This window comes from Bradyrhizobium ottawaense, assembly GCF_002278135.3.
Lineage (GTDB): Bacteria > Pseudomonadota > Alphaproteobacteria > Rhizobiales > Xanthobacteraceae > Bradyrhizobium > Bradyrhizobium ottawaense.
In genome coordinates, this window is the sequence record NZ_CP029425.2 from 7,855,137 (window position 1) to 7,875,219 (window position 20,083).

The window sequence follows — 20,083 nt, forward strand, 5'->3', positions numbered from 1 at the left end:
GCCGGAACCGAGTTCTAACTTTGTCGGACAAAGGGACAGAATAGTCCCGCTCAAGAGGAAACGTATCCATGAGATCTATCGCAGCACTCGTGTCTGCGGCCGGCTTGCTGTCGGCTGCCCTGATCACCCCCGCCTCGGCCCAGCAGGCGCCGCTCAAGATCGGCGTGCTCTCCGACTTCTCCTCCGTCTATTCCGACATTGGCGGCATGGGGAATGTCGAGGCGACCAAAATGGCGATCGAGGATTTCGGCGGGCAGATGTTCGGCAAGCCGATCGACATGGTCTCGGCCGACGTGCTCAACAAGCCCGACGTCGCCTCGACCATCGCCCGCAAATGGTGGGAGACCGAGGGCGTCGACATGATCATCGACCTGCCGACGTCGGCGACCGCGCTTGCGGTGATGGAGCTGTCGAAGCAGTACGAGAAGATCATGATCGTGACGGATGCGGCCAGCTCCGACATCACGGGAAAATCCTGCTCGCCCTACACCGCGCACTGGACCTACGACACCTACGCCAACGCGCACACCGTCGGCAGCGCCATCGTCAAGAACGGCGGCGACACCTGGTTCTTCCTCACCGCCGACTACGTGTTCGGCCATTCGGTCGAGCGCGATACCGGCGATGTCGTGAAGGCTGCGGGCGGCAAGGTGCTCGGCAGCGTCAAGCATCCGCTCAATACCGCCGACTTCTCCTCGTTCCTGCTTCAGGCCCAGGCCTCCAAGGCCAAGATCATCGGCCTCGCCAACGGCGGCGGCGACACCATCAACGCGATCAAGCAGGCTGGCGAGTTCGGCATCGTCGCCGGCGGCCAGAACCTGGCCGCGATCGTGATGTTCATCTCCGACGTGCACAGCCTCGGCTTGAAGCTCGCGCAAGGCCTGATCATCACGGAGGCCTATTACTGGGATCTCAACGACAAGACCCGCGCCTTCGGCAAGCGCTTCCTCGAGCGCGTCAAGCGCATGCCGACGATGAACCAGGCCGCCACCTACAGCGCGACGCTGCATTACCTCAAGGCCGTGCAGGCCGCCGGCACCAGGGACACCAAGACGGTGATGGCGAAGATGCGCGAGCTGCCGGTGAAGGACGCCTTCACCGACAACGGCGTGCTGCGCGAGGACGGCCGCATGGTGCACAGCATGTACCTGTTCCAGGTGAAGAAGCCCGAGGAATCCAAAGGGCCGTGGGATTACTACAAGCTGCTCGCCGAGGTGCCCGCCGACCAGGCGTTCCGGCCGCTGAAGGATGGCGGCTGCCCGCTGGTGAAATAGGGCGGCCCGGATCGAGCCGATAGCAATCCGTTCAGCAATCCTCGCTCGTCCGCTTGCAATCACGGCGGACGAGCGGCGACGCAGAGCCCAAATTTGAGGCAGATACGCCTCGCGCCTCCGTCTGATCTGCATCAAGTTGCGATGCAAAATTCGCTGCAATGTTGAGCCTGCCTTTCCGCACCATCAGCGGCCGGGTTCGTGTCTCAACAGTGGGCGCCGCCTCACGGCGTTTTGATCAAATGAACTTCACTCCGGGTCGCGTCATCGCCGCGATCGCCGTCCTCGTTGCTGGCGGCGGCTATTACTATTGGCAGCACCGCGATACCAACACGCTGCCTGCAGGCTTCGCCCGCGGCAACGGCCGCATCGAGGCAGTCGAGATCGACATCGCGACCAAGACGCCGGGCCGGATTCGCGAGATCCTGGTCAACGAGGGCGACTTCGTGCGCGCGGGCCAGATTCTGGCGCGCATGGACACCGAGCAATTGCAGGCCCAGCGCCGCCAGGCCGAAGCACAGCTGCAGCGCGCGTCCATCAACGTCGAGACCGCCAAGAGCCTGGTGAACCAGCGCGAAGCCGAACGCAAGGCCGCGGAGGCCGTGGTCGACCAACGCATCGCCCAGCTCGACACCACGAGCCGCAAGCTCGATCGTTCCGAACAATTGATCAGAACCAGCGCGGTATCGCAGCAGGTGCTGGACGACGACCGCTCTGCCAACGCCACGGCCAAGGCGGCGCTTGCCGCGTCCCACGCTCAGGTCGCGGCATCCGAGGCCGCGATCAGCTCCTCCCGCGCCATGGTGATCGACGCGGGCGCTTCGGTCGACGCCGCGAAGGCCGCGATCGAAAGCATCAATGCCGACCTCAATGACAGCGTGCTGAAGGCGCCGCGCGACGGCCGCGTGCAGTATCGCGTGTCGCAGCCCGGCGAGGTGCTCGCCGCCGGCGGCCGCGTCCTCAACATGGTCGATCTCGGCGACGTCTACATGACGTTCTTCCTGCCGACGGCCGATGCTGGCCGCGTCGCGATGGGCGCCGAGGTTCGCCTCGTGCTCGACGCCATCCCGCAATATGTGATCCCCGCCAAGGCCACCTTCGTCGCCGACGTCGCGCAATTCACGCCCAAGACCGTCGAGACCGAGGAGGAGCGTCAGAAGCTGATGTTCCGCATCAAGGCACATATCGCGCCCGAGCTGCTGCGCCAGCACATCGAGCACGTGAAGACCGGCCTGCCCGGCATGGCCTATGTGCAGCTCGATCCGACCGCACAATGGCCCGACAATCTCAAGATCAAGCTGACGAGATGAGCGCGACTGCCACAGCCGATGCATCGGCTGCCGCCGGCAGCGTGGTGCATCTGGAAGGCGTGGGCCTGAGCTATGGCAAGGCCCGGGCGCTCGATGCCATCACGCTCGACCTGCCGTCCGGCTGCATGGTCGGACTGATCGGCCCCGACGGCGTCGGCAAATCGAGCCTGCTGTCGCTGATCGCCGGAGCCCGCGCGATCCAGGACGGACGCATCCACGTGCTCGGCGGCGATATGGCAAGCTCGCGCCATCGCCGCAACGTGTGCCCCGACATCGCCTATATGCCGCAGGGGCTCGGCAAGAATCTGTATCCGACACTGTCGGTGTTCGAGAACATCGACTTCTTCGGCCGTCTGTTCGGACACGACAAGGCCGAGCGGCACAGGCGGATCGCCGGCCTGCTGCGCGACACCGGGCTCACGCCCTTCGCCGACCGGCCGGCGGCAAAACTCTCCGGCGGCATGAAGCAGAAGGTCGGCCTGTGCTGCGCCCTGATCCACGATCCCGAACTCTTGATCCTGGACGAGCCGACCACCGGCGTTGATCCGCTGTCGCGCCGCCAGTTCTGGGAATTGATCACCTCGATCCGCGATAGCCGGCCCGGCATGAGCGTGATCGTCTCGACCGCCTACATGGAAGAGGCCGCGCAGTTCGACTTCCTGATCGCGATGAATGCCGGCCGCGTGCTGGCGACCGGAACGCCTACCGAGCTCAAGCGGCAGACCGGCGCGGATACGCTCGATGACGCCTTCATTCGCCTTTTGCCCGACGCGGATCGCAGCAACTACACCAATGTCGTCATCCCGCCGCGCGCCGAGGACCATGACGAGATCGCGATCGAGGCCGACCACCTGACCCGACGGTTCAACGGCTTCGTGGCCGTCGACGACGTCAGCTTCCGCATCAGGAAGGGTGAGATCTTCGGCTTCCTCGGCTCGAGCGGGTGCGGCAAGACCACGACCATGAAGATGCTCACGGGCCTCCTGCCGGTGAGCGAAGGCACCGCGCGGCTGTTCGGCAAGACCATCGATGCCGGCGACATGTCGGTGCGGCGGCGCATCGGCTACATGTCGCAGGGCTTCTCGCTCTATTCGGAGCTCACGGTCGCGCAAAATCTCGATCTGCATGCGCGGCTGTTCGAGCTGCCGGCGGAGACCATCGCCCCGCGCATCAGCGAGATGATCAGCCGGTTCGACCTCGCCGACGTTACCGAGGCCCTGCCCGATGCGTTGCCGCTCGGGCTGCGGCAGCGATTGTCGCTGGCGGTCGCCATGATCCATGCGCCCGACATCCTCATCCTCGACGAGCCGACCTCCGGCGTGGATCCGGTCGCCCGCGACCGCTTCTGGCAGATCCTCGCCGAGCTCTCCCGCAAGGACAACGTCACCATCTTCGTCTCGACCCATTTCATGAACGAGGCCGAGCGCTGCGACCGGGTCTCGCTGATGCATGCGGGCAAGGTGCTGACGTCGGACACACCCGCGGCGATCGTGGCCGCACGCGGCACCGCGACGCTGGAGCAGGCCTTCATCGCCTGCCTGGAAGAGGCGATCGCGGATAAGGCGGAGCCGGCCGGCCAGCCTGCGATCGCATCGCCCCTACCGGCCGCGACAGCGCAGCCGCCACGCAAGCGCGGCGCGACGTTCAATCCGACCCGCATGCTCGCCTATTCCCGGCGCGAGGCACTCGAACTGCGGCGCGATCCGATCCGCGCCACGCTCGCAATCCTCGGCAGCGTGCTGCTGCTGTTCGTGCTCGGCTATGGCATCAGCATGGACGTCGAGAACCTGACTTTCGCCGTGCTCGACCGCGACGACAGCGCGATCAGCCGCGATTACAGCCTCCAGATCGCGGGCTCGCGCTACTTTACCGAAAAATCCCCCATCACCGACTATGCCGATCTCGACCGTCGCATGCGCGCCGGCGAGATCGGGCTTGCCATCGAGCTGCCGCCGGGCTTCGGTCGTGACGTCAGCCGCGGCCGCCATGTCGAGATCGGCGCCTGGGTCGACGGCGCCAATCCGACGCGGGCCGAAACGCTGCGCTCCTACGCCCAGGCGATCCACGCCACCTGGCTCGCGCAAAAGGGCCGCGAGCTCTATGGCGAGGCGGCGATCGCCGGCGCCTATCAGCTCCAGCTGCGCTACCGCTACAATCCCGATGTCATCAGCGTCGTCGCCATGGCGCCGGGCATCATTCCGCTGCTGCTGATCATGATTCCGGCCGTGCTCGCCGCGCTCGCGGTCGTGCGCGAGAAGGAGCTCGGCTCGATCGTCAATTTCTACGTGACGCCGGTGACGCGGCTGGAATTCCTGCTCGGCACGCAGCTGCCCTATGTCGTGCTGGCGTTCGGAAATTTCCTCCTTCTCGTCGGCTTTGCCCTCGTCGTCTTCCGTGTCCCCTTCACCGGGAGCTTTCCGACCTACGCGCTCGCCGCGCTGCTCTACGTCACGGCGACGACCGGCATGGGGCTGGTGATCTCGGCCTTCATGAGCAGCCAGATCGCGGCCCTGTTCGGCACCGTTCTGGTCACGCTGATTCCGGCCATCCAGTATTCCGGGCTGATCGATCCGGTTTCCTCGCTGCAGGGACTTGGTGCCCTGGTCGGGCGGCTCTATCCCACCACCTATTTCGTCACGATCTCGCGCGGCACCTTCTCCAAGGGCCTGGCGTTCGACACCCTCCACAACGATCTGCTGGCGCTCGCGATCATGGTCCCCGTCCTGGTGATTGCCGGCGCGATGCTGAAGAAACAGGCCCGCTGACCATGCGCTTCGACAATTTGTTTCAGCTCGGCATCAAGGAATTGCGCGGCCTCGTGCGTGACCCCATGCTGCTCGTGCTCATCGTCTATTCCTTCACGCTGGCGGTCTATGCCGGCGCGAAGGCGCTGCCGGAAACGCTGAACCGCGCCGCGATCGCGGTCGTTGACGAAGACCATTCGCCGATCTCGACCCGCATCGAGATGGCATTCACGGCGCCCTACTTCTCCGTACCGCGCATGATCTCGCAATACGACATGGACCGGCGGATGGATGCCGGCCTCGATACCTTCGCGCTCGACATCCCGCCTGACTTCCAGCGCGACCTGCTGGCGCGCAAATCGCCCACGATACAGCTCAACGTCGATGCGACCCGCATCTCACAGGCGTTCAACGGCGGCGGCTATATCGAGCAGATCGTCAGCGCGGAAGTCGCGGAGTTCCTGGCGCACACGCGCAATGCCCAGACCGCGCCGATCGAGCTGACGCTGCGGGCGCGATTCAATCCGGAGCTGAAGAAATCCTGGTTCGGCGCCATCGACCACGTGATCACCTCGATTACGATGCTCTCGATCATCCTGACCGGCGCGGCGCTGATCCGCGAGCGTGAGCACGGCACCATCGAGCATCTGCTGGTGATGCCGGTCACGCCATTGGAGATCATGGTGAGCAAGGTCTGGTCGATGGGCGCCGTGGTGCTGGTCGCCTCCGCGCTGTCGATCGCCTTCGTCGTCAAGGGCTGGCTGGAGGTGACGATCGACGGCTCGCTGGCGCTGTTCCTCGTCGGCGCCGCGCTGCAGCTGTTTGCCACCACCAGCATGGGCATCTTTCTCGCCACCGTCGCCGGCTCGATGCCGCAGTTCGGGCTGCTGCTGATCATGATCCTGCTGCCGCTGCAGACCCTGTCGGGCAGCATGACACCGCGCGAGAGCATGCCGCAATTCGTCCAGGACATCATGCTCGCGGCGCCCAACACGCATTTCGTGATGCTCGCCCAGGCGATCCTGTTCCGCGGCGCGGGCCTGGAGGCCGTGTGGCCGCAGCTGGTCGCGCTCGCCGTGATCGGCAGCGTCTTCTTCGTGATCGCACTGCGGCGCTTCCGCGCGTTCCTGGCTTAGCCCGCGGCTCAGAGCTTGTGGCCTTTCTGGCGCAGCGCCTCGATCAGGCGCTGCTTCAATTCGTCGGCGGCCTTCTGGCTGACATCCTGGCCGATCTGCGCACTCGCCTGCGCCAGCGCATCCGACTTCTCCAAGAACTTCTTCCCGGCCGGCTGGGCATAGAACGCCTCGATCTGGCGCAGCTCGTCCACGCTGAAGCTTTGGGCATAGAACGCCGCGATCTGCTCGACCATGGACGCAACGAACGGAGCATAGATCTCGGAGCCGGGTGCCGTCACCGCATCGTAGTCGCGCTCGATCTCCGGCCTGTCCTGCGCGACCACGGGCCGGAGCTTGAGCAGGAGCTGCGGCAGCAATGCGCGGTACTGATCGGCGATCTTCAAGGTGACGACGAGCTTGCGCGCCGCGCTCATCGCCTCCGGCGACGGCGCCTGCGCCGATGCACCGCAGACGAGAAACAGGAGAGCGCCGGCGATCGTCAACAAACGTTTGGACATTGGGCTCTCCAGGACATGCGGACGATGCTTCAGCGGCTCGCGGGAGCCGCGCCGGCGGTCGCGGCCTGCGCGCTCTCGACCATCTCCGGCTCCTCGACCTCCGTCACCTTCACGAACAGGTTCGGCACACGCTCGGCGCGGTCGAGCAGCCAGGCCGCGCCGACCATGATGACGATGCCGACGATGGAGACGGCGAGCTGCTCCCAGATGCCCCTGGTGTACTGCGTCAGGATCCAGTGCGCCGAGAACGACAGGAACACGCCGAGGCAGAAGATCGGCAGCGAATGCTGGCCGCAGAGGATCACGGGGCGCAGCCAGGCCCCATGCAGCGCCCGCCATTTGCGCGAGAGGAAGTGGGTGACCCAGATTGCCAATGCCAGGAAATGCGTGAAGCGCAGCATGTCGAGATCGGTCTTGTCGATCGGGTAGATCGCCTTGATCATCCATTTCGGGATCAGCGCCTCGAGCGCTGGGACGTGCCAGGTCATCACGATCAGCAGCGCGAACACCAGCCAGGCCGCGGCCAGACCCATCGCCGCCCTCGACCACACCCACCTCGCGATCTTGTCGATCTGCCCGACGCCGCACCAGGCCGCAAACACGAACATCAATTGCCAGCAGAACGGGTTGAAGTACCAGGTCGTGCCGGGCGGGTAGGAAGCGACGTTCCAGTTGAACCAGCGCGACAGCACATAGAGCACGACCGAGGCGGCGAGCGTCAGGTTGGGCCGGCGCACCAGGCACCAGACGATGAAGGGCGAGGCGAGCACCAGCGTGATGTAGAGCGGCAGCACGTCGAGATTGACCGGTTTGTATTTCAGCACGATCGCCTGCCCGATCAGCTCGTCCGGATGCGCCAGGAAGTTGAACACGTTGAACTCGTGCTGGTACATCGGATTGTCGAAGCGGCGCGCGGTGCGGGCGATCTGCGCGGTGAACAGCAGAAACAGCATGATGTGCGCGACATACAGCTCGGCCGCACGCCGCCACAGCCGCTTCATCGCGGCGAGAAACCAGCCGCCGGCGACGATCGGGCCGTAGATCCAGCCGACCAGATAGCCGGAGATGAAGACGAAGAACTCGGCGGCGTCGCTGAAGCCGTAATTGCGCAGCGTCAGCCAGGCCACGACGTCGTGCGGGATGTGGTCGAGGAAGATCATCCACAGGCCGATGCCGCGGAAGAGATCGAGCCTGAGGTCGCGCTCGACCGGCGCCAACAAAGCTGACTGGTCCCGTGTGATCATGGCCCCGCCTCATCCGGTAGGCGTCGCGCCATGGCGGCGCCGGCAAAATGCGATGCTAAGAAATCGAGATCAAAAGTCACCTGGCCCTGCGGCTAGTCACCGACGGTAGCCCACCTTGGCGTCGGTGCAAGGGGTTCGTCACTGCGGTGAGCGAGGCTGCCTCTCGCAGCCGCCTGGAGGCGGCGCCCGATCAATTATGCGAAAACAACCCCATGCACAGTAGCTAACCCCTTGTGCTACCTACAAGATTCATTCGGCATTTTGGGCCGACGGTTCGGTCCCGCGGCGACAAGGTGCAGACCCGGCGGGACGCGGCGTCAGATGAGCTCGCTGCCCTGGGCGAGCACCTCGGTCAGCATCGCCTCGGCCTTGCGCTGGAGCGGCAGCGCGCCGCTTTCGGAGGCGATCGCGATGGCCGCGCGCAGCGCGGTAAGGATGGCCGCCCTGCTCTCCGTACTGGAGATGGGCGTCACAACGGCTTCGCCGAACAGGGCCTCGGCCTCGAGGCCCGAAAACCCCTGCTGGCGGGCGGTGTTGCGCGCCTCGCGCAGCATGTTCTGCGCAGCCCTGACATCGCCGAGGCGGCAGGTCGTGAGCGCAAGGTAGATCGAACTGCGCAGCACCGCCGAGGTGTAGCCGACCGCCTTGGCCTCCTCGCGCGCCTCGGTCAGCATGCCGCGCGCCCGGTCGAACAGGCCCTGCTCCAGATAGGCCATGCCGAGGTGGCAGGCGAGCACCGGCACGAACAGGCGGATGCCGTGCTTCTGCGCCAGGACAAACCCGTCTTCGAGAATGGCGGCGGCCGCCGCCGGGTCGCCTCGACCGAGCATCAGCCAGCCGCCGCAATAGGCGGCGGCGACACGGTCGTAGGGGCGGCCGGTCTCCTCCGCGATCGCGGCGGCCTGTTGCTGGAGCTGCTCGGCGGCGTCGAGCTCACCCATGACGGTGTGGGTGATGCCGTTCATCATGCAGCAGAGGAGGAGCAAGGATCGTGGAGTCGTGCCGATCGGGGCACTCGATGCCGAGCCCACGAGACCGGCACGTGCCGCGGCCAGCATCTTCTCGGCGCTTTGATAGCGGCCGCAGAGAAAATAGGCCTGCCCAAGACCATATTGCGCGAGATTACGCCAGCCGGGATTGCCTGAGCTTTCCGCCAGACGCACGACCTCTTCCCCGATCGCGACAGCTTCGACCGGCGTTCCGTAGAAGTTCTGCGCGCCCGCTCTCACGGTCATGGCCGCGATCTTGCGCCCGATGTCGTCGATTGCATCGGCGCGCCGTTCGGCTTCGCGTCCCAGATCCAGGGCTTCGGCGACGCGCCCCGATCCGGCAAAGGCCAAGCGCGCCTCCATCCGGAGATCGATGGCGTCCGCTTCTCGCGCTTGCGTCACCGGGGTCTTGTCGAGAGACCCCATTGCGATCTCGAAATAGTCGACCGCGTCGGCATAGGCTGAGCGCACCAGACATTTTCGAGCGGCGCTTCTGCCATGGTGAAACGCCTTCTGCCAATCCTTCGCCCTCGTCGCGTGATAGCAGAGCGCGTCCGGCCCGTCGTTCGATGCCTCGTCGTCCTCGAGCGCTGCGAGGATGCTGGCATGGATGCTCTCGCGCACCTTTTCGACCATGGAATCGTAGGTCACCTGCCGGACCATCTCGTGCCGAAATTCGAGCGAGTCCTCCAACTCGCTATCGATCCTGACGAGCAGTTCGGCCCGGTCGAGCGCGGTGAGGCAATCCTGCAGCACGCCTTCCGGCAAGGCCGCGATCTTCCGGAGCAGGGCCTGGTTTGTCCGGGGACCAAACGCCGCGGCGATCTGCAGGAGCGATCGTTCCTGTCGTGACACGCGATCGAGCCGCGCCGCGATCACACCTTGGATGCTGGTGGGAATGCCGAGCTCTTCCACGGGACGCGCAAGAGACAGGTCGCCCCATTGACCGAGGAGCATGCCGCTATCCTTCAGACTGCGGCAGACTTCCTCGATGAACAGCGGAACGTTGGCGGTATGGGAGATGATCCGGTTCTTCAGATCCGCGTTGGTGGTGGCGGGGCCGAGCATTTCGGCGAGCATGGCCAAGCCCGAATCGTCGTCGAGGGGCCGCATGGCCACGATCTCTGCGTGACAGCGCGCAATCCACACCGGCATCCCGTTGGGCCGCGTGGTCAGCAGCACGAGCAAATCGGGACATTGCAGCGCGGAGAGCGTGGCCATGACCGCATCGCTGGCCCGATCGATCCAGTGCAGGTCCTCGATCAGAAGGATCGTGCGCTGACGACGGGCGATGCTCTCGACGATCGCGCAGCTAGCATCTGAAATCGCGCGCCCGCGCGCGTGCGGCTCCAGTTCGTCCCATTGCGGATCGGAGATCGGCAGGTCCAGGACCGCGTCGATGGCTCGCTGCTGCACGGCCGGCAACGCCCCTCTGGGATCATCCGCCCTGGCCTGATCCCTTGCGGCCGACTCGAAGATCGACAGCAACAATCGCTTGAGGGCGCTGTACGGCGCGCCCTGGAGATTCGGACTGCACTCGGCATCGATCAGCCGCCAGCCGCTGGCGCGAAGGTCCTGCGCGAACTCGTGCGCAAGCCGCGACTTTCCGATGCCGGCGTCACCCATGAGCAGAACGGTCTGGCGGCTGGCGCTGACCCTTTCGGCCGCACGCCACAGCAAGGCCCGCTCCGTCGTGCGGTCGACAAATCGGGAAACACTGCGCGCACGCCGGACCCGCCAGCTCGAAAGATCGCTCGCGCCCATGACCCGGTACACAGGCATCGGCTCGCCGAAACCGCGGAGCGTCTTGCGGCCCAGGAATTCGAAGCGGACGTGTCCATCCGCGAGCTTTTGACAGGCCTCAGAGACGTAGACCTGGTTCGCCTCGGCCGCCGCTTCCAGCCGCGCGGCCAGATGCTGGGCCGCCCCGCCGATCTCATAGACCTTGGAGAATTCGCTGGCGACCATGTAGGCGACCACATGGCCCGAGTGGAGCCCGACCCGGACCTGAAGACCGGGATCGCCCAGGCTGCCAACACGCCGGACGAGCTCGATGGCCGCGTGGCAAGCGAGCGGCGCGTGGTTGTCGTCGGCGATCGGGGCACCGAACACGGCGGCCAGCCCGTCTCCCAGCTCCTTGCTGACAATGCCACCGAACTGGCGCACCGCTCCTCTCATCGCCGCGAGAGCCGGCTCGAGGCGCGACACCGCGGCCTCCGGCTCCAGCTCGGCGACAAGTCCTGTGGAATCGACGACGTCGGCGCGCAAAATGGTCACGAACCGCCGTTCGCTGTCGGGCTCAACGCGCTCGCGGACCGCCGCTCCGCATTTGGAGCACCAGCTATCGCCCGGACCGATCGCCGACTGACACGCGAAGCAATGCATTCCAGCGCCTTCAAACGACTGCCTCAGCAGTCTTCGCTACCCGCGCCCGCGAGACATTCGGCTTACATTACCAATAGGGGACTGCATGGCAATTAGGCTTGCGGGATACGCGACCTTACCGGATGGTAGCTCGCTGGACGAAGTACAGTCGTGGGTGGTAGCGTGCCTGCACACAACAAATTGTGTGATCGGCCGCCGCATCGCGCGTATTTGCGGCCACACGCTACGGTTTTTGACAAACAGACATATCGAGGAAAGAGGCGATGGCCGGACTGGTATATAGCGGCAAGGCATTTCGAGACTTGATGAACGCCAATTACTATCCCCTGGCGAACATGAAAAAGAGCGTCGCCAAGCTCAAGGCATCCGACGACATCGACCTGCCGACCCTGGAATACGGCCAGTACCATTTGATCTTGAACCCGCCGTCGAGGTGGCCGCAGGGCAGCGCCAAGTACTGGCACAAGGAGAAGGGCCGCGCCCGCGTCGACCTCAGCACCCAGCCAAACACGGCCCCGCTCTCCAAGGACGAGCCCGGCGTCATCCCCCTGACACGATGTGACCTGCTCGATGCCTGTGTGCGGAAATGCTTCAACTCCGAGCCGCCAATCCCGATGAAGACGAAGATCATCACCCACGCGGCAAGCGATGCCTATGCCCACCGACACGAGATCCGGTTGGAGTGGGAATACAAGAAAGGCTCGGACAAGCCGACGCTGCTGAACCTGACGATGGTCTGTCCGTACAGATCTTGAACATGACCCGAGCTCGCAGAAGCGGATGCTAGCAATGCTAGGCGTCCGCTTCGAGGCGCTGGCAGCGAGGCCTCGGTCTGCGCGCTAACACCCCGGCGCCGACGCGGGCTGGCATTGCTGCTACCGTCTGCCGAAAAACCGGTTCAATTCGTCTGCAGTCTGCTGCGAAAGCTCCTCCGGAAAGAAGTGTCCTCCATCGAGCGGCTTCCCTTGCACGTCATCGGCCCAGCTCCGCCAAAGCCCCAAGGGACCGCCCTCGCTCGCGTACCACGCGTTCAACGGGCCGCGACCACTCCAGAGAACCAGGACAGGGCAATCAATCCGCCGGCCGGAATTGCGATCCGCCAGATCGTGCTCGTGATCGATCGTTGCCGCCGCGCGATATTCCTCGCAGATCGCGTGAACATGCGCCTCATCGCGCAACGCCTCGACATAGGCTGCCCGGACCGCCGGACTGAAGCTGCCTGCTGCCGAACCCCAGCCATGGAGGGCATTGTCGACGACGGCGTCGGGAGCTGCGGACAAGAGCCGCTCAGGAAGAGGCTCTGGCTGCGCAAGCAACGACCATGGCCAATAGCCGACCGCCAATTTCTTGTCGGCGCGCTCCCAGGCATCGGCGATCGGAACGACGTCGAGGACGGCGAGCCGCTCCACGCGTTCGCCGTGGTCGAGTGCGAGCCGGTAAGCGACACGGCCACCGCGATCATGGCCGGCGACCGAGAAACGGTCGAAGCCAAGGCGCGTCATGACGGACACCATGTCCTTTGCCATCGCACGTTTGGAATATGGCGCGTGGTCGGGGCCTGAGGGCGGACAAGCGCTGCGCCCATACCCGCGAAGGTCGGCGCAGACCACGGTGAAGTCTTGCGCGAGCAATGGCGCAACGTCTCGCCACATCAGATGCGTCTGGGGAAATCCGTGCAGCAGGAGAATGGCCGGTCCCGACCCGGCCCGACGTATGAAGATCCGCGCTTCCTCCGCCTGAATATCGGCGGCCTCGAAATCCTCGAACTTCATTGGACCAGCCCTTCCGAATGACAGACGCCCGGAAAGCAAGTGCCGGATGGGCCCGGCGACAAAGATGACGCGCGGATCGAGACCGTGTTCCTTCAATCATGAGTGCTGTTGCGCGCGGCATGCACGCCCATGGAGCGGCGGCCCGTCATGTCCTATCCGAACCAGCACCAAAGAATCGCAGCTCCGCGCGATCGCCCTCAAAACAAAAATGGCCCGCGTGATGCGGGCCATTTTCGTCTCGGATCCGGTGAAATCCGAATTTGGTTGCGGGGAGGCGCAACCACCGATACCGACATTCGGTTCAAGTTGCGATCTGACCGAGCCCCCGCCTCTCGAACGCGGTGGCCATCCTCTAAGCTATTGATTTCACTGATAGCAATAGGCGTTTCCGTCACGCTTTGTTCACGGTCGTTTCACCAATTCGTTGCGACGTTCTTGAGACCGCGACCCGTTGGGGCGGGATGGCACCTGCAACCGGGCATTCCTATGGAGCACAAGATAAAACTGTCAACCTCGACAGGGAAAAAGAAACATATCTCTTAAAAAAGGCGACCCAACGCATCAAAACATCCAATGGTCGCGTGATCATCACGTAAGAACTTCCCACCCAACGCCATGTGAAAGGCGGAGTTGCCTCGCGTTGGGCGCGGAGGTCTCAAGTGCCCACGAGCGATGCGCCGCTGGCAGGAACGTCCGGTCAGGCGGCTCGCATTTTGGTCAGAAATTGGTCTACCGCCGTACGCAGCATATCCGACTGATTCTCCAACCCGCGCGCGTTAGTGAGAACGTCGCCGGCTGCTGTACCGGTGGCGGCCGCAGCGGTGCTGACGCTGCCTATATGGCCTCTGATTTCGCTGGAACCCGCGGCAACGGACTGGATGTTGCGCGCAATTTCGCTTGTCGCAGCACTCTGCTCCTCGACCGCGGAGGAAATGCTCAGCGTGATGTCACTCATCCTGGCGATCGTTTGCGTAATTCCGTTAATGGCGAGAACTGCGTCGTTTGTAGTTGCCTGCATGGTCTCGATCTGCGCGGAGATCTCCTCCGTTGCCTTTGCCGTCTGATTGGCAAGCGCTTTAACCTCGGCTGCCACGACAGCAAATCCGCGTCCGGCGTCGCCGGCACGCGCCGCTTCGATCGTCGCGTTGAGGGCCAGGAGATTGGTCTGCGTGGCGATACTATGGATGAGCTGGACGACTTCGCCGATCTTTTCGGCTCCGCTTGCCAAGACCTGCACCGTAGCGTCTGTGCGCTCAGCGTCACCAACAGCTTGGCGCGCGACCTCAGTCGACTGCAACACCTGTTGCGATATCTCCCTTACCGACGCAGATAATTCTTCGGCGGCGGCGGCTACCATTTCGACGTTCCCGGACGCTTTTTCTGACGCAGCGTCGACGGTGGACGCGCGCAGACTAGCATCGCTGGCGGTCGTGGTCATAATATCCGCTGTGCCCTGCATATCGGCGGCTGAAGCGGCGACCGCACGAACGATGCCATCGACGCTTTGCTCAAAATCATTCGCAATGCTCTCCAAGGTGGCACGGCGCTCGGCAGCCGTGCGTCGTTGAGCTTCGGCCTCGACCTGCTCCAGCCCCCGAATGCGAATCGCGTTGTCCTTGAACACTTGGACGGTCGCGGCCATTGCGCCGATCTCATCTTTCCGACCTACACCTGGAATGTCCTGTTCGAGTTCGCCGTCAGCGAGCCGCCTCATGCACGTGCCAAGTACTGCCAACGGTTTAGTGATGCTGCGGCCGAGGAACCAGGCGATGACACCCGAGACCAGTCCGATCACGATGATGGCACCCCCGAGCGACCACATGATCGGTTGCAGCTTGGCATCAAGATCATCCAGATACGCGCCGGAACCGACGAACATGTCCCATCCGGGAATGCCTACCGCGTAGGACAGCTTCCTGATCGGCTCCTTTTCGCCGGGCCTCATAAACTCGTAACGCAGCACGACATCGCCGTTCGCCGCCACGCCGTCCCGCAGTTCGCGGATCAGCGCACGTCCGTTGGTCTTGCCGTCAAGACGATTGACCCCAATTGTCTTTGGATCCTGAGAGGCGACCGCGACACCTTCCATGGTATTTGCGAAAATATAGCCCGCGCCCTTGTCATATGTCATCGTCTGAGCACGGCGGGAGAATTCAGCAATTGCCGCCTCTTTGGTGAGTTGGCCTGCCTCGACTTGCTTCTGCAAGCCTAATGCAAAGTTCTTGGCGATCTCGACGATGGCGCGGGTCTGTTCGACACGCGAATTGATCATTTCCTTCTGCATCAAATAGCCCGCAAGCAATCCAGCTGAGAAGAGGCCCAGCATCGAGATCGCAACTAGAATGCTGATCTTGGGAGTGATCGGCAGGTTATTGAGTGATTTCAAGGAACGTCTCCAAGGCAACTGCCCGGCGGGCTCAGGCGCATAGATTATTGCTTGTATACAAGTGATCGGTTTTAGGTTTCGTTACAGCCGCTACAAGTCGGCCAACACTTGCGCCATGTTGACCAGGATCGGATGACGGAGTGCCAGCTCCTTTCCACTGCGCATGCATCGACGAGATGAGCAGGTCGACAACCCTCATCTCGCCGGTCAAGCCCTTCCACCAGCGTCAAACGCTCGACACCGACGCAGCCTTCATCGTGGCCTCCGTTTCCGTGTCGACCTTGAAGCCCTTCGCGGACAAATCCCGGCCGAGGGTCTCGGGCAGCAAAAGAGAGGCGAGAATGAAGACGGCCGCAGCGGGAAGGGCCACCGCAACCATGCCGTTGAGAAGGCTTCCGCCGAAATGGGCGGCCGCAAGTGGCACGATCACAGGGGCTATGCTGCCGAGCCCGCGACCTCCCATATAGAATGTAGACACCGCTGTCGCACGCAGGTTGACCGGATAGAGCTCCGAGATCCAGACGCCCGTCACACCCAGCGCGACGTTGCCAATGCCGAAGCCGATGTAGAGCCAGAACATCGGCCACTCAGTCTTCGATCCCACGTAGAGCTGGCTCCCCCACACAGCCATACCGACCAAAGACCCGACCCAGAACAGCGCGGGCACGAGGGCTCCGAAGCGGCGGCCAGCCCTGTCGTTGAAAAAGCCGTTCGCGAGGTAGCAAATGCCGCTGACCACCGAGAGCAGAACGGCTGTCGTGCGAACGACATCACCTGGCGTATGCATATCGCGCAGCAGCAGTGTCGGAATAAAGGAGACTACGCTGTAGTAGCAGAGCATGTAGCTCATCAGCCATACGAAGGCGATGACGGTCTGCCGTGCCAGCCCATTGCGGAAGAGATCCGCAAGGGGAAGTGTGCGGGCTTCTGCGGTGACCTGACCGGCCTTGCGTTGCGCCTCATACTCCAGCCAGATCTTGGATTCAGGCATAAAGAAACGAATGAAGATGATCAGCAGGATGGGCACACCGCCACTCAGTAGGCCGATGCGCCAGCTCCACTCGTCGCTGAACGTCGCAATCAGCCAGATGCCAACGATTGAAGCCGTGGATGACGCGATCACGGCACAGCCTTGGAGCGCGGCCGCGCCCAAACCTCGGCTGCTCTTTTTCCAGGCCTCGTTGAAGAGCACCATGCCTACGCCATACTCGCCGCCAAGACCGATGCCCGTGATCAACCGCAGCACGGCAAGCGACCAGTAATTCCATGCGAAGGCCGAAATGATCGCGGCAACCGAGAACAGCGCGATTGTGAGTTGAAGCGAGGTCTTTCGGCCAAGTCGATCACCAACGATCCCAAACAGCGCGCCGCCAATGGCCGACCCGAACAATGTCAGAGCCTGCAGTGAACCGACCTCGGCCAACGATAGCGACATCGACCGTTGGATCGCGGGCAAAAGAAACGGAAAGATCAGAACGTCGTAGAAGTCGAGAATGTAGCCCAGCATCGCCGAGATCATAATCGAATACCGTTGCCTCGCCGTGTAATCTTCCGAAGTTCCGATCGCCGTAGACATGTGGTGCGCTTCCCGTTGAGAGAACTGGACAATTGATGGTCGTTATCGAAACGCTTTCCGCGTCGTTGGGAGTCGCAAATGCGGCTCCGAGCACCGATTTTGATGCGCGGGGGCCTAGCGGCCCGGCGCTCTCAATTCCGGATAAGCAAAGTCGCCCTTGTCGAGGATGTGGATATCGTCGAGCCACAGGCTGCAGCCGCGAAGCGGGATGTCCAAATGACACGGCGTGTCATTCGTACCGCCGAGCTCCGTGTTCGGCCCCGTCGAGAACAGGACGTTCCCGTAGAAGGAAAGCGCATTCATGATGTGCTCCGACGCGAGCTCCTGGGAGACCGCGATGTGGTGCCAGGTGGCACGCTCGTTCGATCCCCAGCCGATATGCGAGATCGCCCAGCCGCGCGGATCGCCGAAACTGTCGATATAGTTTTTGATGAGGAGCGCGTCCGTGCCCTCGCCCTTGAGGTCGACGATATAACCGTCCTTTACAGTCAGCGTGACCGGCGACTGGATGTAACGCTTGAACGCGCAGAGGATGTCACCGGGCATCAGCACGACCGTGCCGTTGACCTCGCCATCGGTCGCCTGGGTGAAGGCAAAGCCTGACGGGAAATGATCCCAGCGCCCGGGCTCATCCGTGTATCCGTATTCGGAAATGACCGGGTATTGCTTCAGGCCATAAGTTACGTCCGTTCCGCCGGGCGACGTGATCCGCATTTTGCTGGCCGACTGGAGGAGGGTTCGAGAAAGCTCCGTTCGCCGGCGCAGATCTTCGGTCGGGAACATCTTCTTGAGGATGTGGAACGGCTCCATCACGCGCAGGATGCGCGTGCCCGCTTCCTGAATTTCGGCTTGCTCGCGAGAGAACAGCAACCCCAGGAGATCGATCACCATGTCCACGCGCTTGAGCGTATCAATCGCCGGCTGGTTGCCCGTGAGCGCATGCCGGCCCTGCAGGCCCGCGACCTTGCCCTGGCCGTATTTGGGCACGTTGAGATGAAATGTCGTTGCGCCGAGGCTCTGCGCGGCCAGCATGAAGGCCTGGGCGTATTCCTGCTGATCCTCGCCGCCGCTCAGGACCGCGACGACTTCGCCCTTCGTCACCTTGCAGAGTGTCAGCTCGGCCTTGAAGAGCTCGAGCATTTCAACATCAACGATTTGTCGGGACATCTTCACTGATCTCCTGTTTGCCGAACGTAGACACGCGGCCGTCGAACCGATCGCGTGGTCGCGCTAGAAGCTCTTCGACGATCAAAAGGAAGCCCTCGGTATCGTCGATCTGCATTTGGTGACCCGCGCTTTCCAGCGTCCTGATCGCGATCGACGGCAGCAATCCGCGAATTTCCGCTTCATCTTCGGGTCGAATGACCCCTCCCCGCCCGGCGACGATCAATGCGGTGGGAACGCCGAGATGGGCGAGGTCGCGGTGGATATCATCGTCATGAAAGCCGTTATGGCTCTCGATGAGAGCACGCTCGTCGCAGGTATGCATCCACTCGGCCCGAGTGCGGATGTGCAGCTCGGGCCACCGCGGAGCAGAGGGGCTTCGCAGCGCCGCGTCGGCTTCTCCGCGCTTCGCGCTTTGAAGCAATTTGAGAAGCGGTTCGACCGGAATCGGATAGGCGCGGCGTCCGGGACCGGAGACCGGCGGATCGACCAGTATCAGTTGGTCCATGAAAGATGGCCGCCAACGCGCGGCGCGGATTCCGATGCGGCCGCCCATCGAGTGGCCCAGCAGCGTATAAGGGCCCATTCCAAGCGCTTCAGCGAACCCGATGAGGTCGGATGCGTATGCGTCGAGCGAATAATTGAGATGCGGGCCGCTTTAGGAAAGGCCGCGACCGCGGACATCGAGCACGAAAACGTCGTGTCCGGAGCACAGGCGTTCTGCGATGAAGGCCCATTGCGCCGCAGTCGTCGAGATGCCAGGGACAATGATGATCGCCGGCCCGGCCCCGCCGAACCGCAAATAATGCTGCCGAATGCCGTTGGCGTGCACATTGGCGCCGTAAAGCAATCCGGATGCCGCGGCGCCGCTCACGTCTGCTGATCCTTTGTGTGGTCATCCGACAGCGCGCGAAGCCGCTCGATGGCGACCTGCGTCGGCATGACATCCGCGTATTTGCTGGCGATATCGAACAGGTTGACGGCGTGAGACGTGGGCGAGCGGTCGTAGACCGCATCGCTCGGCACAATTGATTTGAAGTTCAGCGCGCACGCATCCACAACCGAAGCCCGCACGCAGCCGCTGGTCGTGCAGCCGGTCACCACCAGCGAGTCGACGCCGGCACCAATCAGATAGGTCGCAAGCGGAGTGCCGAAGAACGCGCTTGCCTGAGTTTTCGGCAGCAGCAACTCGCCGGGCTCCGGAGCCACCTCTCGGACGAACTCGTAGCCCTCGGACGGGATCCGCATGATACCCGGGATCTTCGCGGAGAACGCGCCCTGGTCCTGGCCTACCTTCCGCGCGACATGCGGGAAAATCACCGGCCGTTCTTTCTCGCGAAACAGCCGCACCAACTCGGCGATGTGTGCGATCGCATGCCAACCGGCCTCGCCGCAGCTGGTGGGGTATTGCTTGATCGCGTCGCGGATCGGCATCGGCCGGTCGCCGACCGAACGATACTGCACGTCGATGACCAGCAACGCCGGTCGTCTGCCGAATCCCGCCGCACCACCCAGCCCTGCGAGGGCATAGGTCTCGCGCTCGTCCAGCGGTATCACGTCGTCCCAGGGTTGCCTGGTGCCAGTCACTGTTGCGCTCCAGAGGTCACAA

General features: G+C 63.3%; 13 protein-coding genes and 1 pseudogene. 5 read left to right on the top strand and 9 right to left on the bottom strand.

Annotated features, from left to right (window positions below; translation table 11 throughout):
* Positions 1 to 68: 68 nt before the first annotated feature.
* The 4 genes from CIT37_RS36740 to CIT37_RS36755 all read left to right on the top strand — a co-directional run bounded on the left by CIT37_RS36740 (position 69) and on the right by CIT37_RS36755 (position 6,461).
* Positions 69 to 1,274 (top strand): ABC transporter substrate-binding protein, encoded by a 1,206-nt coding sequence (locus CIT37_RS36740; RefSeq protein ID WP_095424648.1) that lies wholly within the window; start codon positions 69 to 71, stop codon positions 1,272 to 1,274.
* 239 nt (positions 1,275 to 1,513) lie between these two features.
* Complete coding sequence (locus CIT37_RS36745) at positions 1,514 to 2,581, top strand: HlyD family secretion protein (RefSeq protein ID WP_095424647.1); 1,068 nt, start codon at positions 1,514 to 1,516, stop codon at positions 2,579 to 2,581.
* Positions 2,578 to 5,346, top strand: coding sequence for a ribosome-associated ATPase/putative transporter RbbA (rbbA, locus tag CIT37_RS36750; RefSeq protein WP_167456554.1), 2,769 nt, complete (start codon positions 2,578 to 2,580; stop codon positions 5,344 to 5,346). The genes CIT37_RS36745 and rbbA overlap by 4 nt, the downstream gene beginning before the upstream one ends.
* Positions 5,347 to 5,348: 2 nt before the next feature.
* Positions 5,349 to 6,461, top strand: a complete 1,113-nt coding sequence (locus CIT37_RS36755; RefSeq protein ID WP_038950110.1) for an ABC transporter permease — start codon at positions 5,349 to 5,351, stop codon at positions 6,459 to 6,461.
* An 8-nt stretch (positions 6,462 to 6,469) separates the two neighbouring features.
* On the opposite strand, the gene CIT37_RS36760 is transcribed toward CIT37_RS36755, so the two are convergent.
* From CIT37_RS36760 to CIT37_RS36770, 3 genes are all read right to left on the bottom strand, one after another.
* Entirely contained in the window at positions 6,470 to 6,958 is a 489-nt protein-coding gene (locus CIT37_RS36760) for a DUF2059 domain-containing protein (protein ID WP_038950111.1), read from the bottom strand.
* A 29-nt stretch (positions 6,959 to 6,987) separates the two neighbouring features.
* Complete coding sequence (locus tag CIT37_RS36765; protein ID WP_038950112.1) at positions 6,988 to 8,202, bottom strand: OpgC domain-containing protein; 1,215 nt, start codon at positions 8,200 to 8,202, stop codon at positions 6,988 to 6,990.
* A gap of 317 nt (positions 8,203 to 8,519) precedes the next feature.
* A complete protein-coding gene (locus CIT37_RS36770; protein WP_095424645.1) occupies positions 8,520 to 11,576 on the bottom strand; it encodes an ATP-binding protein in 3,057 nt (1,018 codons plus the stop codon).
* Between the two features lie 263 nt (positions 11,577 to 11,839).
* Here CIT37_RS36770 and CIT37_RS36775 point away from each other — a divergent pair, with 263 nt between their 5' ends.
* Positions 11,840 to 12,331, top strand: a complete 492-nt coding sequence (locus CIT37_RS36775) for a hypothetical protein (protein WP_028142178.1) — start codon at positions 11,840 to 11,842, stop codon at positions 12,329 to 12,331.
* A gap of 120 nt (positions 12,332 to 12,451) precedes the next feature.
* Here the strand turns inward: CIT37_RS36775 and CIT37_RS36780 are convergent, their stop codons facing one another.
* From CIT37_RS36780 to CIT37_RS36805, 6 genes and pseudogenes are all read right to left on the bottom strand, one after another.
* A complete protein-coding gene (locus tag CIT37_RS36780) occupies positions 12,452 to 13,348 on the bottom strand; it encodes an alpha/beta fold hydrolase (RefSeq protein WP_028142179.1) in 897 nt (298 codons plus the stop codon).
* Between the two features lie 697 nt (positions 13,349 to 14,045).
* Positions 14,046 to 15,674 (bottom strand): methyl-accepting chemotaxis protein, encoded by a 1,629-nt coding sequence (locus CIT37_RS36785; protein ID WP_095424644.1) that lies wholly within the window; start codon positions 15,672 to 15,674, stop codon positions 14,046 to 14,048.
* Between the two features lie 286 nt (positions 15,675 to 15,960).
* Positions 15,961 to 17,310: an MFS transporter gene (locus CIT37_RS36790; RefSeq protein WP_092215509.1), complete on the bottom strand. Its 1,350-nt coding sequence runs from the start codon at positions 17,308 to 17,310 to the stop codon at positions 15,961 to 15,963.
* A 114-nt stretch (positions 17,311 to 17,424) separates the two neighbouring features.
* Positions 17,425 to 18,477, bottom strand: a complete 1,053-nt coding sequence (locus tag CIT37_RS36795; protein WP_038952045.1) for a 2,5-dihydroxypyridine 5,6-dioxygenase NicX family protein — start codon at positions 18,475 to 18,477, stop codon at positions 17,425 to 17,427.
* Positions 18,458 to 19,348 (bottom strand): annotated as a pseudogene (locus CIT37_RS36800) (alpha/beta fold hydrolase). The gene CIT37_RS36795 and the pseudogene CIT37_RS36800 overlap by 20 nt, the downstream one beginning before the upstream one ends.
* Entirely contained in the window at positions 19,345 to 20,031 is a 687-nt protein-coding gene (locus CIT37_RS36805; RefSeq protein ID WP_244429188.1) for an isochorismatase family protein, read from the bottom strand. The pseudogene CIT37_RS36800 and the gene CIT37_RS36805 overlap by 4 nt, the downstream one beginning before the upstream one ends.
* Positions 20,032 to 20,083 lie beyond the last annotated feature (52 nt).

What these genes read in the sequence shown, in the direction of transcription:
- CIT37_RS36760 (WP_038950111.1), bottom strand. Translation starts at nt 6,958, where the DNA reads ATGTCCAAACGTTTGTTGACGATCGCCGGCGCTCTCCTGTTTCTCGTC.
- CIT37_RS36755 (WP_038950110.1), top strand. Translation starts at nt 5,349, where the DNA reads ATGCGCTTCGACAATTTGTTTCAGCTCGGCATCAAGGAATTGCGCGGC.
- CIT37_RS36775 (WP_028142178.1), top strand. Translation starts at nt 11,840, where the DNA reads ATGGCCGGACTGGTATATAGCGGCAAGGCATTTCGAGACTTGATGAAC.
- CIT37_RS36770 (WP_095424645.1), bottom strand. Translation starts at nt 11,576, where the DNA reads ATGCATTGCTTCGCGTGTCAGTCGGCGATCGGTCCGGGCGATAGCTGG.
- CIT37_RS36795 (WP_038952045.1), bottom strand. Translation starts at nt 18,477, where the DNA reads ATGTCCCGACAAATCGTTGATGTTGAAATGCTCGAGCTCTTCAAGGCC.
- CIT37_RS36765 (WP_038950112.1), bottom strand. Translation starts at nt 8,202, where the DNA reads ATGATCACACGGGACCAGTCAGCTTTGTTGGCGCCGGTCGAGCGCGAC.
- CIT37_RS36740 (WP_095424648.1), top strand. Translation starts at nt 69, where the DNA reads ATGAGATCTATCGCAGCACTCGTGTCTGCGGCCGGCTTGCTGTCGGCT.
- rbbA (WP_167456554.1), top strand. Translation starts at nt 2,578, where the DNA reads ATGAGCGCGACTGCCACAGCCGATGCATCGGCTGCCGCCGGCAGCGTG.
- CIT37_RS36780 (WP_028142179.1), bottom strand. Translation starts at nt 13,348, where the DNA reads ATGAAGTTCGAGGATTTCGAGGCCGCCGATATTCAGGCGGAGGAAGCG.
- CIT37_RS36790 (WP_092215509.1), bottom strand. Translation starts at nt 17,310, where the DNA reads ATGTCTACGGCGATCGGAACTTCGGAAGATTACACGGCGAGGCAACGG.
- CIT37_RS36745 (WP_095424647.1), top strand. Translation starts at nt 1,514, where the DNA reads ATGAACTTCACTCCGGGTCGCGTCATCGCCGCGATCGCCGTCCTCGTT.
- CIT37_RS36785 (WP_095424644.1), bottom strand. Translation starts at nt 15,674, where the DNA reads ATGCTGGGCCTCTTCTCAGCTGGATTGCTTGCGGGCTATTTGATGCAG.